This is a genomic window from Spirosoma sp. 209 (assembly GCF_002006735.1).
Classification (GTDB): Bacteria; Bacteroidota; Bacteroidia; order Cytophagales; family Spirosomataceae; genus Spirosoma; species Spirosoma sordidisoli.
Genome location: NZ_MVEC01000025.1, coordinates 26,876 through 40,544 on the forward strand (window position 1 = coordinate 26,876; position 13,669 = coordinate 40,544).

A 13,669-nucleotide genomic window follows, 5' to 3' on the forward strand; every position below is an offset into this window, starting at 1 on the left:
CGCAGCTTTTTCCTGAAATTACTCATCGAACTATAGTAGAAAATACGTGCACAGGGGCTTTATCTGGCTTGGTAATCTACCAAGAAATAGTTGCGTTATTCAAACAAGAGAACAGTAACTTATAAATAACCCTGTATGAAATACCATTTACTAACCCAATCAACAGGCACGTTGCGTGCGCTGCTGTGGGCGCTGCTTCTGCTCACCACCGCTGTTACGCACGCACAGGACCGCCGGATAACAGGCCGCATAACCTCCGGAAAAGATCAGACGCCTATTCCGGGCGTTAACGTGTTGATCAAAAACACCCAGACGGGTACTACCTCCGATGCAGACGGCAACTACGCGCTGAGCGTCTCGCCAAATGCTACGCTGGTCTTCAGTGCCATCGGATACGTGGGCCGGGAGGTAGCCGTCGGTAACCAGTCGCAAGTGAATGTCAGCCTGCAGGAAGGGGAACAGAACCTGAACGAGGTCGTTGTAACGGCACTCGGTATCAAGAAAGAAGCCAAACGCCTGGGCTACGCCACCGCTACGGTGAGCCCGGAACAGGTAACGACCAACCGGACGGTGAACTTCATGAACGCCCTGCAGGGCAAAATTGCCGGGGTTAACATCAGCAGCCTGGGTACCGGCGCTGCGGGCACCAGCAAGATCCGGATTCGGGGTCAGTCGTCATTTTCGGGGCAGAACAGCCCGCTCATCGTAGTGAACGGCGTACCGATCGATAATACGAACTTTGGCCAGAACAACGGCAACACCGGCGGTGACAACTCCATCGGCAACCGCGACCGCAACTACTCCGACGGGGGCGATGGCCTGTCGTCGATCAACCCGGACGATATTCAGGAGATGACCGTGCTGAAAGGTGGTACCGCAGCGGCCCTGTACGGCTCGCGGGCCAAGGACGGCGCTATCCTGATTACCACCAAAACAAAAGCCAGCGGCCAGGGTATCGGCGTTACCTATAACACCAACTTCACCACCGACACGCCCCTCGACTTTACAGATTATCAGTACGAATACGGCCAGGGCGAATACGGCGTACGGCCAACGGCACCTAACCCAACATCGGGCGTGTGGAGCTTCGGCGAAAAGTTTGCGGGGCAGACCCAGGTGCTGTTTGGGGGCGTTACCGTTCCTTACGAGCCAGTTCGGGATCGGATCGCCAAGTTCTACCGCACCGGCTCTACCTGGACCAACTCGGTAGCGGTTTCGTCGGGCAGCGAGAAAGGCGGGTTCAACCTGTCCGTTTCCAATACCGACAACAAGGGTATTGTGCGCAACAACACCTTCAACCGGAAAACCATCAACCTGGGCTTCAACTATAATATCGCGCCCAAGCTGAACGTGTCGGGAACGTTGAACTACTCCAACGAGTACAACAAAAACCCGCCCCAGATCGCCCAGCAGGATAACAGTACCCCTACGGTTATCTACACCCTGGCCAACTCGATGCCGCTCGACGTGCTGGAAGCCAACCAGATCAACCCGGCTACGGGCAATGAATTTATCTACTCGCGCTTCCAGAACCGGACCAACCCGTACTTCGTGCTGAACCGGAAATTCGAGACCATCCGGCGCGACCGCCTGTTCGGCAACCTGACCGCCCGCTATAACTTCACCGACTGGCTCTACGCGCAGGTTCGGGTTGGTCAGGATTACTGGTCGCGGGATCAGGACTACAACTTCCCGACCGGACAGGCATCGCTCTCTGCCGCACCCGCCGGGTTTGTTAACGGGGCTTACGTGCAGGAGGCCCGCCGGTTCCGCGAACTCAACAGCGACTTCCTGATTGGGGCCAACCGGACCTTCGGCAAATTTGGCGTTGACCTGACAGCGGGCGGCAACCAGCTCTACCGCCGGAGCGACCTGAACAGCGTACAGGTAACCGACTTCATTATCCGGGATCTGTATACCCCCCAGAACGGCCGTCTGAAAGACCCCACCTTCGGGCTGAGCGAGCGGAAAGTTAACTCCCTCTATGGAGCCGCCGAATTCTCTTATAACGACTACCTGTTCCTTGGCGTTACGGGCCGCAACGACTGGTTCTCGACCCTGGCCCCCGCCAACCGCAGTATCCTGTACACGTCGGTAACGGGTAGCTTCGTGTTCTCGCAGGCGTTCAACAACCTGCCTTCCTGGCTGAACTTCGGAAAGCTCCGGGGCGCCTATGCCGAGGTGGGTAGCGACGGGGACGTAGCGCCCTATTCCAACAACCTGTTCTACGGCGTCAATGCCAACCTGTTTCAGGGACAGCCGCTGGCGTTCGTTACCTCCAATACCATTCCCAGCGCCAGCCTGAGACCAAGCCGGACCACCGAGACCGAATTAGGCCTTGAGTTACGGATGTTCAACCGGCGCGTTGGCCTCGACCTGGCCGTTTACAACAAAATAACGAGCGATCAGATTGTTGCCGCTCAGTCGTCTGACGCATCGGGCTATACCAGCACCCTGATCAACAGCGGGCAGAGCCGCAACCGGGGTATCGAAGTATTGCTGAACCTGACTCCGATCCAGAGCACCAATTTCAAGTGGGACATAACCCTGAACGGTTCGTATAACGAGACCAAGCTGCTCAAGCTGCTGACCGACGACGACGGCAGCCCCGAAAAAGACTACAACAAAGACAAGCAGGCCGAACAGATCGTGGTCGGTAACGGCATCTATGTTGGTGAGCTGCGCCACGTGGTGGGCCAGCCGCTGGGTCAGCTTTATACCTTCGGCTACCTCCGCGATGCGCAGGGCCGGATTGTGCACGATGGCAGCGGACTACCCGCCCGTACGGCAACGCCCATCTCGTTTGGTTCAGCCCTGCCCAAGTACGTAGGCGGTATCACGAACGCGTTCACTTACAAAGGCCTTAACCTGTCTGTCCTGATCGACTTCAAGCTGGGTGGAAAAATGATTTCGGGCACCAACCTGAACGCCTACCGGCATGGCCTTCATAAAGAGTCGCTGGTTGGTCGGGGCGACGCCGACAACAAGATGGTGGGCGTAGGCGTGAACGACAAAGGCGAAACCAACGCGGTTCGTGCCTTCGTGCAGGATTACTATTCGGTGGGCCGGTCGAGAAGTCTGGGCGAGCAGGTAGTTTACGACGCCGGTTTCTGGAAACTGCGCCAGATCTCGCTCGGGTACGACTTCACCCGGTTCTTACCCAAAAATCTGTTTATCAAGGGCGTCCGGCTCAACGTGGTATCGAACAACGTAGCCGTGCTGAAGAAGTGGGTCCCCAATATCGACCCGGAGCAATTCGGCTTTAGCTCAGACAACCTGATCGGTCTGGAATCGACAGGCTTACCCATAACCCGGAGCACCGGTTTCAACCTCAATGTCAGATTCTAATTCTCAGACAGCATCCATGAAAAAAATAAGCCTTACGCTCACGCTGGTTGCCCTCCTGACCTGGATGAGCAGTTGCGAAGAAGGATTCGACACGCTAAACGTGAACCCTACGGCGGCTACCACGATTAACCCGGTTTTTGTCTTCAACAATGCCGTCGTTAACACGTCATTCCCGACGTCGACCCTCGTTTTTGAACATGCCATTGTGCAGTATATGTACTCACCGAACTCGGGCGTACTGGCCGGCGGCAACTTCAACGTTGGGAACCCCGGCCCTACCGGCCAAAACGCGGGCATGTGGCAACGGTATTACCGCGACGTGATCCGGTACGTGGTCGATGTGATTTCTAAAACGAAGGATGATGCCAACCGGAGCAACCTGTACCACATGGCCCGCATCTGGAAAGCCTACGCGTTCATGGTCCTGACCGATACCTATGGCGATGTGCCGTACAAAGAGGCTGGACTAGGGTATCTGAGCGGAAACATCAGACCCAAATACGACGCTCAGCAGGCTATCTATGAGGATATCATCAAAGAACTCACCGAGGCCACAGCGGCTCTGGACGCCAGCAAACCAACCGAAGCCGGTGAGGTCATGTTCGGCGGTAACATTCCCCGCTGGAAACGGTTCGGCAACTCGGTACTGTTTCGGGCCGGTATGCGTCTGACGAAAGTCAACCCGACGCTGGCGCAGTCGACGGCCCAGAAGGCCATTGCCGGCGGACTCATGCAGTCTAATGCCGACAACGGTATCGTTCGTAACAACGCTACCTTCAACAACCTGGTAGGATCGCTACTGAACTCGACCGAAGCGGCTAACTTTTACCTGACCCGCTATTTTGTCGATTACCTCCGCACAACTGGCGATCCCCGCCTAGCGTCTATTGCGGCTCGGTATGTAGGGGCCCGGAGCGGCTCGGAGCAAACAGCGGCCCGCATCAACCGCGATCCGGCGGTGCAGATCGGTATGCCGCTCGGCTTCGACAACGGCACCGTAGCCACGCAGGTAGCCGCCGACAAGCTGGCGAGCTTCTACGACTACTCACAGCTGGACCGCACGCGCCTGGGCAAGCTGGATGCACCAACCTTCCTGGTCACCTATGCCCAAACCCAGCTGTTGCTGGCCGAAGCGGCCCAACGGGGCTGGACAACCGGCAGCGCAGCCGACTACTACAAAGCGGGTGTTACGGCCCACATGCAGCAACTTGCCGATGCAGACGCTACCGCAGCAGTCCCGGCCGCAGCCATCACCGCTTATCTGGAGAAGAATCCGTACGATGCCGCCCGGGGTCTGGAGCAGATCAACACCCAGTACTGGCTCGCTTCGTTCCTGAACGGTCCCGAAGCATTTGCCAACTTCCGGCGCAGTGGTTTCCCCAAACTGACGCCCAACCCGTATCCGGGCAAGGAAATTAAAGGCAGTTTCATCAACCGGATTCCGTATCCCGATTCCGAGATCGCCGTCAACCAGGCCAACGTAAGCGAAGCTTCGGCACGGCAGGGCGCCGACAACCTCGACACCCGTGTCTGGTGGGATAAACAGTAAGGGCCCCAACTATCCGAATCCGGGGTCCGTGTTTCCACCACCTTGGTCCGTGTCCCCACGGACCACTCGTGCGACAGCAAAACCATCCGGTTAGGAGACGCAACCCATCCGGTCAGGAGACGCAAGGGCCGGGCCGCCGGGCGGTTGCGTCTCTACGTGCAAAACCCCGATCCGGTGGATCGGGGTTTTGTTATTTTGGATAATTCTGGGCGGTCCGGTTTTATTCGGCGCGGGGGTCAGATGGAGGGCTGCCCCACCGGCCACGTCCGGAACAGCGGTCACGCCAGCGGGCTTTCATCTGTTCGCGTTCCTCGGGGGTTATCTGCTGCCAGCGCTCGGCCATCTTTTCTTTCCAGGCTCTGCGGCCTTTCCAGCCACCCTCCCAGCCCCGGCCCCGAACACCATACCCACCGAACAGGATGCGGCTGAGGAGTAACAGGCCCAGCGCCTGCCAGAAACCAATGGCCGATACACCCAGGATAGAGGGCAGCAGCGCGTTCCAGAGCGTCATGACGGTCAGGCCAGCCAATCCGGCCAGTACGATAGCAAAGCCAAGAAAGCGGGCCGCCCGGCGAATCCAGAATCGTTTCATTTGTCGATAGATGCGGTTACCCGCAGGGTGTTATAGTTCGTTACGGACACCAGACGTGATTACTCGTTGAAAAAATCGTCGTACCAGTCGCGCAGGCGCTTGCGCAGGTGCAGCACCGCATAACGCTTGCGCGACAGAAGCGTGTTGAGCGGCACCTGACCAGCGGCTGCTATATCGTTAAAACTGCGCCCTTCCAGTTCATGCTGCACAAAAACATCGCGCTGTTCGGCTGGTAGCTCGGCCAGCGCATCGGCCAGGGCTTCCATGAGCGTTTCGCGGAAGAACTCGCTTTCGGGTCCGGCCTCGTCGGTCATGGCGAGCCATTCTCCCAGGATTGGCTGGTCGGGGTCGTCGTCGGCATAGGGCGGCTCGCTGAGCGAAATGGTGGGGGTTCGGTTCCGGCCACGATACCAGTCGCTGATTTTATTACGTGCCACGGCAAACAACCACGACGCCACTCGCCCAATGGGTTTGGCGGCCTGATACGCTTCGGTCAACTCCACGAAGACATCCTGCACTATATCTTCGGCATCGTCGGGGTCGGGCAGTCGCCGGCGTATGAAGGCCAGCAGCCGGGCCCGCTCCTGCCGAACGGTCTCGCTCAGCGGGCGTGTCGGCCCCAACTCCTCATTACCGCCCAATCCTGCACTGGTCAGGGTCAGGGCATATTGCGGAGACAGGGCGTCGATAAACTGACTACTACGGGCTGGATTCACATTCGGTTTCGTTCGTACATACAGGTAGTCGGAAACAGAAGGAAAATATTGTCTGGCAAGTGCCCGCAGCCCGATCCTTATCGGAAGAGCGGAACGTACCGGGGACAAACGGCGGGTTACCGGGCTAATAGCCAGCCATCTGCTCATCGGCATAGCACCACAGCCAGCGTTCGCCCGGCTCAGCCGAGGCTACGACCGGATGCTGGCTGGTATGATAATGCCGGGTGGCGTGTCTGTTGGGTGATGAGTCGCAGCAGAGGGTCGTGCCGCAGGTCTGGCACGTTCGGAGATGGACCCAGGAGTCGCCGGTTTTTATGCACTCCTCGCAGACATATTCCTGAGCCGAACGAACGTCGGTCAGCGCCGACAGATGGGTACAGAGTTGAGTTTGTTTTAGCATCTCTAGCGGATTTACAGGTTGAACTTACGTTTATTTGCGTGAATTTTCCATGACTACATAGCCGCTTATGAGCAACAGTTCTTTACTCCGGCGACTAGGGAAGCCGCTGATACAGCCCTTTGCCGAGTTTTTCCAGCGGGAGGCTTCCAGCGGCATTATCCTGCTTCTGAGCAGCATCGTAGCGCTTCTTCTGGCCAATACTGACGTCGGCATCGGCCGCTATTTCCCGGCCATCTGGGAAAACCATTTTTCGATAGCGGTGGGTAGCTTTCAGCTCGAAAAAAGCCTGTCGCACTGGGTCAACGACGGGCTCATGGCGCTGTTTTTCCTGATTGTCGGCCTCGAGATCAAGCGCGAGGTGCTGGAGGGGGAGCTGGCGTCGGTGCAGCAGGCCGTTCTGCCCATGGTTGGAGCGCTGGGCGGCATGTTGCTTCCCGCCGGGCTGTTCTGGCTCGTCAACCAGGGCACCCCCACGGCGGGCGGCTGGGGCATTCCGATGGCGACTGATATTGCCTTCGCGCTGGCCATCGTGAACCTGCTGGGCAACCGGGTTCCGCTCTCGCTGAAAGTGTTTCTGACGGCCCTGGCCATTGTCGACGACCTCGGCGCCGTACTCGTCATAGCCGTTTTTTACACCCAGTCTATCGCGGTTGATTATCTGGTCGGGGCCGGACTGGTCTGGGCTGGCCTGCTGTTGCTCAACCGGCTGGGCGTACGGGTCCTGAACGTCTATCTGCTGCTGGGGCTGGTATTGTGGTATCTGACGCTTAAGTCGGGCATACACGCTACCATAGCCGGGGTACTGCTGGCCATGGCGATTCCTTTCCGGACCCGCCTGACCGACCGCGCTGCCGTACAGCAACGGCTGAATACCATCCAGACGATGGTAGGTACCCAAAGCTGTATAGCCCGCGATGTCAGCGAAGAGCTGGAGTCGCTTTCAGAAGAAATTAGCTCACCCTCGCAGCGACTCGAACAGGTTCTGCACAGCCCGGTGGCATTTTTTATCATTCCTTTCTTTGCGTTCTGTAACACGAGCATCACCATCGATCTGTCCACGCTGGGTCAGCTTACCGAACCGCTGGCACTGGGGGTTATGGCGGGGCTGCTCGTGGGAAAACCGGCGGGGGTTTTTCTGCTTTGCTACGGTACCGTACGGCTGGGCTGGGCGGCCCTTCCCGCCGATGTACGCTGGTCTCAGCTCCTGGGAGTTTCGGTACTGGCCGGTATTGGCTTCACGATGTCGATTTTCATCACCCTGCTTGCCTTCGACGGACAGCCCGCTCTTCAGGATTCGGCGAAGATTGCTATCCTGCTGGCGTCTCTGGTAGCCGGTCTGGCGGGCTATGGCTTGCTGCGTCGGGTATCGTTTATTGACGATGGGGATTAATGCACCGGTAGGTTACGTGTTGCTACCGCCTGCGCTACCGACGCTGCGCTGTTATGTCCCTACGGGACGGTGGACGGGGTGTGATGGGTATCTACCGACGCTGCGCTGTGAAGGTCCTATGGACCTGTGGATGATCCTGAACGTTTGCTACCTGCGCTACCGACGCTACGCTGTGAAGGCCCTAACGGGCCTGTGTATGGGGTGTGATGGGTACTACCGACGCTGCGCTGTTGTGTCCCTACGGGACGGTGGATGGGGGTGATGGGTACCTACCGACGCTGCGCTGTTGTGTCCCTACGGGACGATGGATGGGGGTATGGGTGATGCGATGGGTATCGACGTTACCCTATTGGCCTGGGGTTGGGGGCAAGAGTGGCAGGGATACGACGAAGGTGTTGTTTGTTTCTTCGACACGGGGGGTACGCTGACCCAGCAGCTGGTATTTGTTCAGGATATTGAGCAACCCTTTCTGGGTGGAGCTGACCCGGTTGGCGGGCTTGCGCTGGAGGGTGTTACTGATCGTTAGCCAACCGTCGGGCGTGGTCGACAGGCGGATAATCAGCGGCTGGTCGGCCGAGACGATGTTGTGTTTGATCGCGTTTTCGAGCAGCAGGTGGAGGGTCAGTGGCGGAAGTCGATAGGCCAGCAACGAAGCGTCGATGTCCCTGATCAGGTCGATCCCACTGCCGTAGCGGGTTTTCAGCAGGTGGTAGTAGGAGTCGACAAACGTCAGCTCCGTTTGCAGGGTTGTCAGCTCGATATCGTTGGTTCGGAGCAGGTATCGATACACACTCGACATCTCATCGACGAACCGTTCGGCTTTGGCAGGCTCGTCGGCAATCAGCGACGAGAGCGAGTTGAGGCTATTGAACAGAAAATGGGGGTTCAGCTGCGCCTGCAGGGCCATCATCTGTACCGTAGCCATCTGCTGCTGAAGCTTTTCCGTAACCAGCTCGGCCTCTACCCGTTTCCGTTGCAGGTACTCGTGTTCGCGGGCAATTCGCTGCTCGACAATGGCACTCCTGATGGCCCCCCGACGCTGCCGGTACCCCAGCACCAGCGTGAAACAGAGCAACTCGGCCAGAATCCCGAATTCCATATAAGTCAGCGGAGCCTGCAGAAACAGCAGGGGCGTATCGGCGGGTAGCCCGGTCATGGTCAGCACCATAGCCGTAATACCACCGATCAGCAACAGCCCCGATCCCGTCGATACGTAACGCGGCACTACGCCCCTCAGCCCACGAATCTGAACAATACCGAACGTGGCCAGGACAACAATCAGCAGCCGCATACTGGTATGAGCCGTATCATACACGGCTGCGTACCAGGTGTCGAGGCCGAAACACAGCACGCCGATCAGGATGGCATAGAGTATGATAACGAGCCGGGCCAGCCGAAACAACCGAAACAGAACCGGCAGCCGCGCCTGTAGCTGAATCAACGCATCGGCAAAATCGAAATAGATAAGGTAAGCCAGCATGGGTGCCACAGCCCGGACAAAATACAAAACCGAACCCGGCACGTAGGCATTGATTTCGTCGACACGCAGGCCGAAATAAACGAGCCAGGCCAGCATGTACAGCGTATAAAGCCCGTAAATACGCTCGCGGTAGATAATCCACTGCACCACGTTCAGCAATAGAATAGAGCTGATCATGCCGGTAAACAGCAGATTCCAGGTGGCAAACGTCATGATGGCGAACTTCTCTTAGTCAGGCGAAATAGAGCAAAATTTGCCAATAATGGTAGGTGAACGCAACGGCAGGCCCGATGAACCGGAAGAAGCCCCCGATGAACCGTCACACCGGGGGCCTGAACCGAACGGGTCGGTTCGGCGGGTTTAGGAAGAATACGAGCCGGCTAGGGAACGGCTTTCCAGACTATGGTGGTCCGGAGCGGCTTGCCTTCTTCGGTAACGGTTGCGTGGATTGTCAGGGTCTGGCTGGTCAGGTCGGCCACCTCCCAGGTCGTTACACTGCCGGCAGAGCCGTGGGTAATGGTAATGGTTCGGGTGGCGTAGTTGTACGTCCAGCTGCCGCCCCGCACGGCTTCCGTTTCGGGGGTGTCGCAGGTGATCTGGCCGTCGGTCGTAATCAGCTTCCCGGCCGGGTCGAACACCAGCGCATTGTCGCGGTCGCAGGCGGGCATGAACGAGAGCAGGTCGGTATCCAGCTTTCCATCGCCATCGAAATCGGTTTGCGGATCGAGCCGGAAAGCCGTCATCTGCCAGCGGGGTCCAACAAAAGCCGGAGCGGCTACGGATGCGCTGCCGGGTGCCGGGCTGGCCTTATCCTGTTTACAGGCTACCGTTCCGAGCAGAACGCCCAGCAGAACGCCGGGCAATAAAATTATCATGCGTTTCATCGTATTGTTGTTGATTTTTAGAGGAAAGAGTGCTGTCGTTTGACAGGGCAAAGGTGGCCTCCCCCGGGCGGGTTGCCAGTGCTGTTCCGGATCAGAGCGCAGAGTCGGCCCTTAGACCGGAATAAATTGCATTTCAACCGCCAATCCTGCGTATTCATCGGCGTTCCAATTGGGGGTTCGTACAAAATGGATCAAGTTTGAGCAAGAATTAGTTAGCAACCGTTTCCTTTATTTTTTGTGGAGCGCCCCAACGACAAATGGTTCAGACGCCTGGGTATACCCGCCCTGATCATGCTGGTGAACCTGTTTTACCTGCGTGACTATCAGTACAATCCGGTAACGTATTTCAGCTGGGTAGCCGTGGGGGTCGTATACCTGATTCCGGTCTGGGCGCTGGTGGTTCAGTGGCTGATGTTCGTTCGTCGGCGTTACCACCGGATTCGGCAGACGCACCGCCGGATCGTGCTCACCTTCATCGGCTATGTGCTGATCACGCTGGTGTCGCAGCTGCTGTTCACCACCGCCATCGACCATTCGGGTCTGGCTGCTAAACCGCTGACCATCCGCTCCTACGTCGTCAATGTGCTGGTTGGCTTTTTCGCAACGGTTCTGGTGGGGGCTATCTACGAAATCATCTACTACCTCCGGCTTTATCGGCTGGCCGTTGCCGAGAGTCAGGCCGTACAGCAGGCCAGCCTGCAAAGCCAGCTCGACAGCCTCAGGAGCCAGGTCAATCCCCATTTTCTGTTCAACAGCCTCAACGCCCTGTCGGCCCTGATCAGCGAAGACCGAACCCGCGCTAACGATTTTCTCGATGAGCTGGCCACCGTGTATCGCTACCTGCTCCAGACCGAGAAACAGCAGCTGGTGCCGCTAAAGACCGAGCTTACCTTTATCCGGTCGTTTCTCTACCTGTTCAAAACCCGCTACGGAGCCGCGTTCACGTATCAGATCGACGTTGACGACGCCCTGCTCGACCGGCTTCTGCCCCCGCTGACGCTCCAGACGCTGGTCGAAAACGCCACTCGGCACAACATCATCGAGGCCGCCAAACCGCTCTGCATCCGTATCTACACCCAGGATAACACGCTGGTAGTCAGCAACACCCTCCAGCGCCGAACCCGCCTGCTCGATACCCAGCCCGGCGGCCTGGATCGGCTCATCAGCCGATACCTTGTGCTGCATCTGCCCCCGCCCCAGATCGTCGACGATGGCTCTCTGTTCAGCGTTCGGCTGCCGCTCGTTGCCAAAAGTGTAGACAGTGCGGTGCTGCTGAAAGTCTGACCTAACCTGCTCCCGACCATGAAGACGACGGCCTATACCAGACGAGACAATCTGATTGCGTTAGGCGTGCTGCCCTGTTACTACCTGCTCTTCAACTACCTGTTGTTCGGCGCGACCTATGTCCGGCGGCTCGATGTGTTCGTCTACGCCACGCTCAGCATCGTACTGGTTCTGACACCCCTTTACTTTCTGCACGCGATACCGGCTCTCTACTTCCGCCAGCGGCTCCCAGCCATTCGCCAAACCTGGCAACGGATGCTGCTGTCGTTGCTGGCTCATGTGGTGATGAGCTGGCTTGTCGTCCTGTTGTTCTTTTACGGCTACGACTGGATCGGTTTTCCGGGTTATACGTTCGATCCGGGGCGGCTCCAACGGGCGCTGCTGCTGAGCGTGGTTGGCAACGTGATCGTGAACGTCATTCATGAGAGCGTCTATACCTTCGAGCGCTGGTCGCAGGCGCTGAACGAAACCGAGAAACTGAAAAAAGCCAACCTGCAAAGCCAGCTCGACGGACTTAAACAGCAGGTCAGCCCGCATTTTCTGTTCAACAGCCTCAACTCGCTCTCGTCGCTGATCGACGAAGACCCCGGGCGGGCCGAAGAGTTCGTAGCGGAGCTGGCCAGCGTATACCGCTATCTGCTTCAGAACAACACCGACGAGCTGACCACCCTGGCTACCGAACTGCGATTTATCCGGTCGTATTTCCATCTGCAGCGCACCCGCTACGGCAACGGCCTGACCATGCAGATCGACGTGGCCGATACCTGGCTGGACGCCCGCATACCGCCCCTGACGCTGCAACTGCTGGTCGAGAATGCCATCAAGCATAATATTGTCTCGGCCGATCAGCCGCTGCACATCCGCCTGGCCACCAATTCGGCCGGTTGCCTGGTCGTTAGCAACAACCTGCAGCGCAAACCGGCCCGCACCGACCGCCAGACCGTCTTGTCGAACGGCGTCGGGCTGGCTAACATTACCACTAAATACCGATTGCTGAGCCGATCAGCCGTGCATATTGAAGAAACCAACGGGCAGTTTACGGTAACGCTGCCCCTGCTCGGCCAAACCACCCTGCTCAGCGAAGCCTGACGGCTGATGCTGCGTTTGGGTGGGTTCAGTGCCTGTTTCTGCGGGTTGGCCGCGAGTCAGGTTGCTCCGGCATTGGCCCGTACCGTATTTTTAGTCTTTACCTCTTTTGCGTAAACCCTTGCTGACCATGAATGTACTTATTATCGAAGACGAAGAATTAGCCGTCCGCAAGCTGACCAAACTGCTACAGGACGTTGACCCTACCCTGCACGTTGTGGGCACAGCCGCCAGCGTACGAGCTTCGGTCAGCTGGCTCGAGGCCAACGCACCCGGCCAGCCCTCGGCGCCGGATCTGATTCTGATGGATATTGAACTGGCCGATGGGCAGAGCTTCGAAATCTTCGAGCAGACGACCGTTACGGCGCCGGTCATTTTTACAACCTCCTACGACGAATACGCGCTGCGGGCTTTTAAAGTCAACAGCATCGATTACCTGCTGAAACCCATCAAACGGCAGGAGCTGGAAGCCAGCCTCGAAAAACACCGGCGGCTCAGCAGTGGAGCCGCCACCGACCCCACCCCGCAGGTATCCATCGACGCCCTGGTGCAGCAGCTCCGCAAACAGGTAGCCCCCACCGAACACCGGCGCCGGTTCCTGGTCCGGCATCTGTCGCAGTGGGTACCCATCGAAGTGAGCGATATCGCTTATTTCTATTCGGAAGAAGGGGTGAGCCTGTTCCGCACCCGCAGCAACCAGAAATTCTCCGTCGACTATACCCTCGATGAGCTGGAGTCGATGCTCGATCCCGGCCAGTTTTTCCGGGCCAACCGTCAGTTTATTGTCGATATCAATTCCGTACAGCAAATCCACCCCTACTTCAACAACAAACTGAAACTGACCCTGAAACCCAGCCCCGACGACGAAGTTCTGGTCAGCCGCGAACGGGCCACTGATTTTAAGAAATGGATGGGCAAGTAAGTGTACCTGTACACTCAC

At 57.7% G+C, this 13,669-nt stretch carries 11 protein-coding genes; 6 read left to right on the forward strand and 5 right to left on the reverse strand.

All coding sequences use genetic code 11. The features are described from left to right. Positions 1-135 precede the first annotated feature (135 nt). Together B1C80_RS26620 and B1C80_RS26625 are read left to right on the forward strand one after the other, a co-directional pair. On the forward strand, positions 136-3,348 hold the full coding sequence (locus B1C80_RS26620; protein WP_077924247.1) for a SusC/RagA family TonB-linked outer membrane protein: 3,213 nt from the start codon (positions 136-138) through the stop codon (positions 3,346-3,348). 16 nt (positions 3,349-3,364) lie between these two features. After that, the gene (locus B1C80_RS26625) at positions 3,365-4,897 is read left to right on the forward strand and encodes a SusD/RagB family nutrient-binding outer membrane lipoprotein (RefSeq protein WP_077924248.1); all 1,533 of its coding nucleotides are present in this window, start codon (positions 3,365-3,367) and stop codon (positions 4,895-4,897) included. Positions 4,898-5,117: 220 nt separating this feature from the next. Here the strand turns inward: B1C80_RS26625 and B1C80_RS26630 are convergent, their stop codons facing one another. The 3 genes from B1C80_RS26630 to B1C80_RS26640 form a co-directional block, all read right to left on the reverse strand. Next, positions 5,118-5,489, reverse strand: coding sequence for a hypothetical protein (locus B1C80_RS26630; protein ID WP_077924249.1), 372 nt, complete (start codon positions 5,487-5,489; stop codon positions 5,118-5,120). A 59-nt stretch (positions 5,490-5,548) separates the two neighbouring features. Next, positions 5,549-6,205: an RNA polymerase sigma factor gene (locus tag B1C80_RS26635; RefSeq protein WP_236648939.1), complete on the reverse strand. Its 657-nt coding sequence runs from the start codon at positions 6,203-6,205 to the stop codon at positions 5,549-5,551. 124 nt (positions 6,206-6,329) lie between these two features. Next, on the reverse strand, positions 6,330-6,605 hold the full coding sequence (locus tag B1C80_RS26640) for a UBP-type zinc finger domain-containing protein (RefSeq protein ID WP_077924251.1): 276 nt from the start codon (positions 6,603-6,605) through the stop codon (positions 6,330-6,332). A gap of 67 nt (positions 6,606-6,672) precedes the next feature. On the opposite strand from B1C80_RS26640, the gene nhaA reads away from it, so the two are divergent. Then, positions 6,673-7,995, forward strand: a complete 1,323-nt coding sequence (nhaA, locus tag B1C80_RS26645) for a Na+/H+ antiporter NhaA (RefSeq protein ID WP_077924252.1) — start codon at positions 6,673-6,675, stop codon at positions 7,993-7,995. A gap of 346 nt (positions 7,996-8,341) precedes the next feature. Here nhaA and B1C80_RS26650 read toward each other — a convergent pair whose 3' ends face one another. Beyond that, positions 8,342-9,688, reverse strand: a complete 1,347-nt coding sequence (locus B1C80_RS26650; protein WP_077924253.1) for a sensor histidine kinase — start codon at positions 9,686-9,688, stop codon at positions 8,342-8,344. A 167-nt stretch (positions 9,689-9,855) separates the two neighbouring features. Then, complete coding sequence (locus tag B1C80_RS26655) at positions 9,856-10,359, reverse strand: hypothetical protein (RefSeq protein ID WP_077924254.1); 504 nt, start codon at positions 10,357-10,359, stop codon at positions 9,856-9,858. Positions 10,360-10,596: 237 nt separating this feature from the next. Between B1C80_RS26655 and B1C80_RS26660 the strand changes: the two genes are divergently transcribed. From B1C80_RS26660 to B1C80_RS26670, 3 genes are all read left to right on the forward strand, one after another. Beyond that, positions 10,597-11,643 carry a sensor histidine kinase gene (locus tag B1C80_RS26660; protein ID WP_077924255.1) on the forward strand — a complete coding sequence of 349 codons (1,047 nt, stop codon included), beginning with the start codon at positions 10,597-10,599 and terminating at the stop codon, positions 11,641-11,643. A gap of 18 nt (positions 11,644-11,661) precedes the next feature. Continuing rightward, positions 11,662-12,732 carry a sensor histidine kinase gene (locus B1C80_RS26665; RefSeq protein WP_077924256.1) on the forward strand — a complete coding sequence of 357 codons (1,071 nt, stop codon included), beginning with the start codon at positions 11,662-11,664 and terminating at the stop codon, positions 12,730-12,732. A gap of 127 nt (positions 12,733-12,859) precedes the next feature. After that, complete coding sequence (locus tag B1C80_RS26670) at positions 12,860-13,651, forward strand: LytTR family DNA-binding domain-containing protein (RefSeq protein ID WP_077924257.1); 792 nt, start codon at positions 12,860-12,862, stop codon at positions 13,649-13,651. Positions 13,652-13,669: the final 18 nt, after the last annotated feature.

Bases quoted from the DNA above. Each gene is read 5' to 3' on its own strand.
- B1C80_RS26655 (WP_077924254.1), bottom strand. From the start codon at position 10,359: ATGAAACGCATGATAATTTTATTGCCCGGCGTTCTGCTGGGCGTTCTG.
- B1C80_RS26665 (WP_077924256.1), top strand. From the start codon at position 11,662: ATGAAGACGACGGCCTATACCAGACGAGACAATCTGATTGCGTTAGGC.
- B1C80_RS26650 (WP_077924253.1), bottom strand. From the start codon at position 9,688: ATGACGTTTGCCACCTGGAATCTGCTGTTTACCGGCATGATCAGCTCT.
- nhaA (WP_077924252.1), top strand. From the start codon at position 6,673: ATGAGCAACAGTTCTTTACTCCGGCGACTAGGGAAGCCGCTGATACAG.
- B1C80_RS26625 (WP_077924248.1), top strand. From the start codon at position 3,365: ATGAAAAAAATAAGCCTTACGCTCACGCTGGTTGCCCTCCTGACCTGG.
- B1C80_RS26640 (WP_077924251.1), bottom strand. From the start codon at position 6,605: ATGCTAAAACAAACTCAACTCTGTACCCATCTGTCGGCGCTGACCGAC.
- B1C80_RS26670 (WP_077924257.1), top strand. From the start codon at position 12,860: ATGAATGTACTTATTATCGAAGACGAAGAATTAGCCGTCCGCAAGCTG.
- B1C80_RS26620 (WP_077924247.1), top strand. From the start codon at position 136: ATGAAATACCATTTACTAACCCAATCAACAGGCACGTTGCGTGCGCTG.
- B1C80_RS26630 (WP_077924249.1), bottom strand. From the start codon at position 5,489: ATGAAACGATTCTGGATTCGCCGGGCGGCCCGCTTTCTTGGCTTTGCT.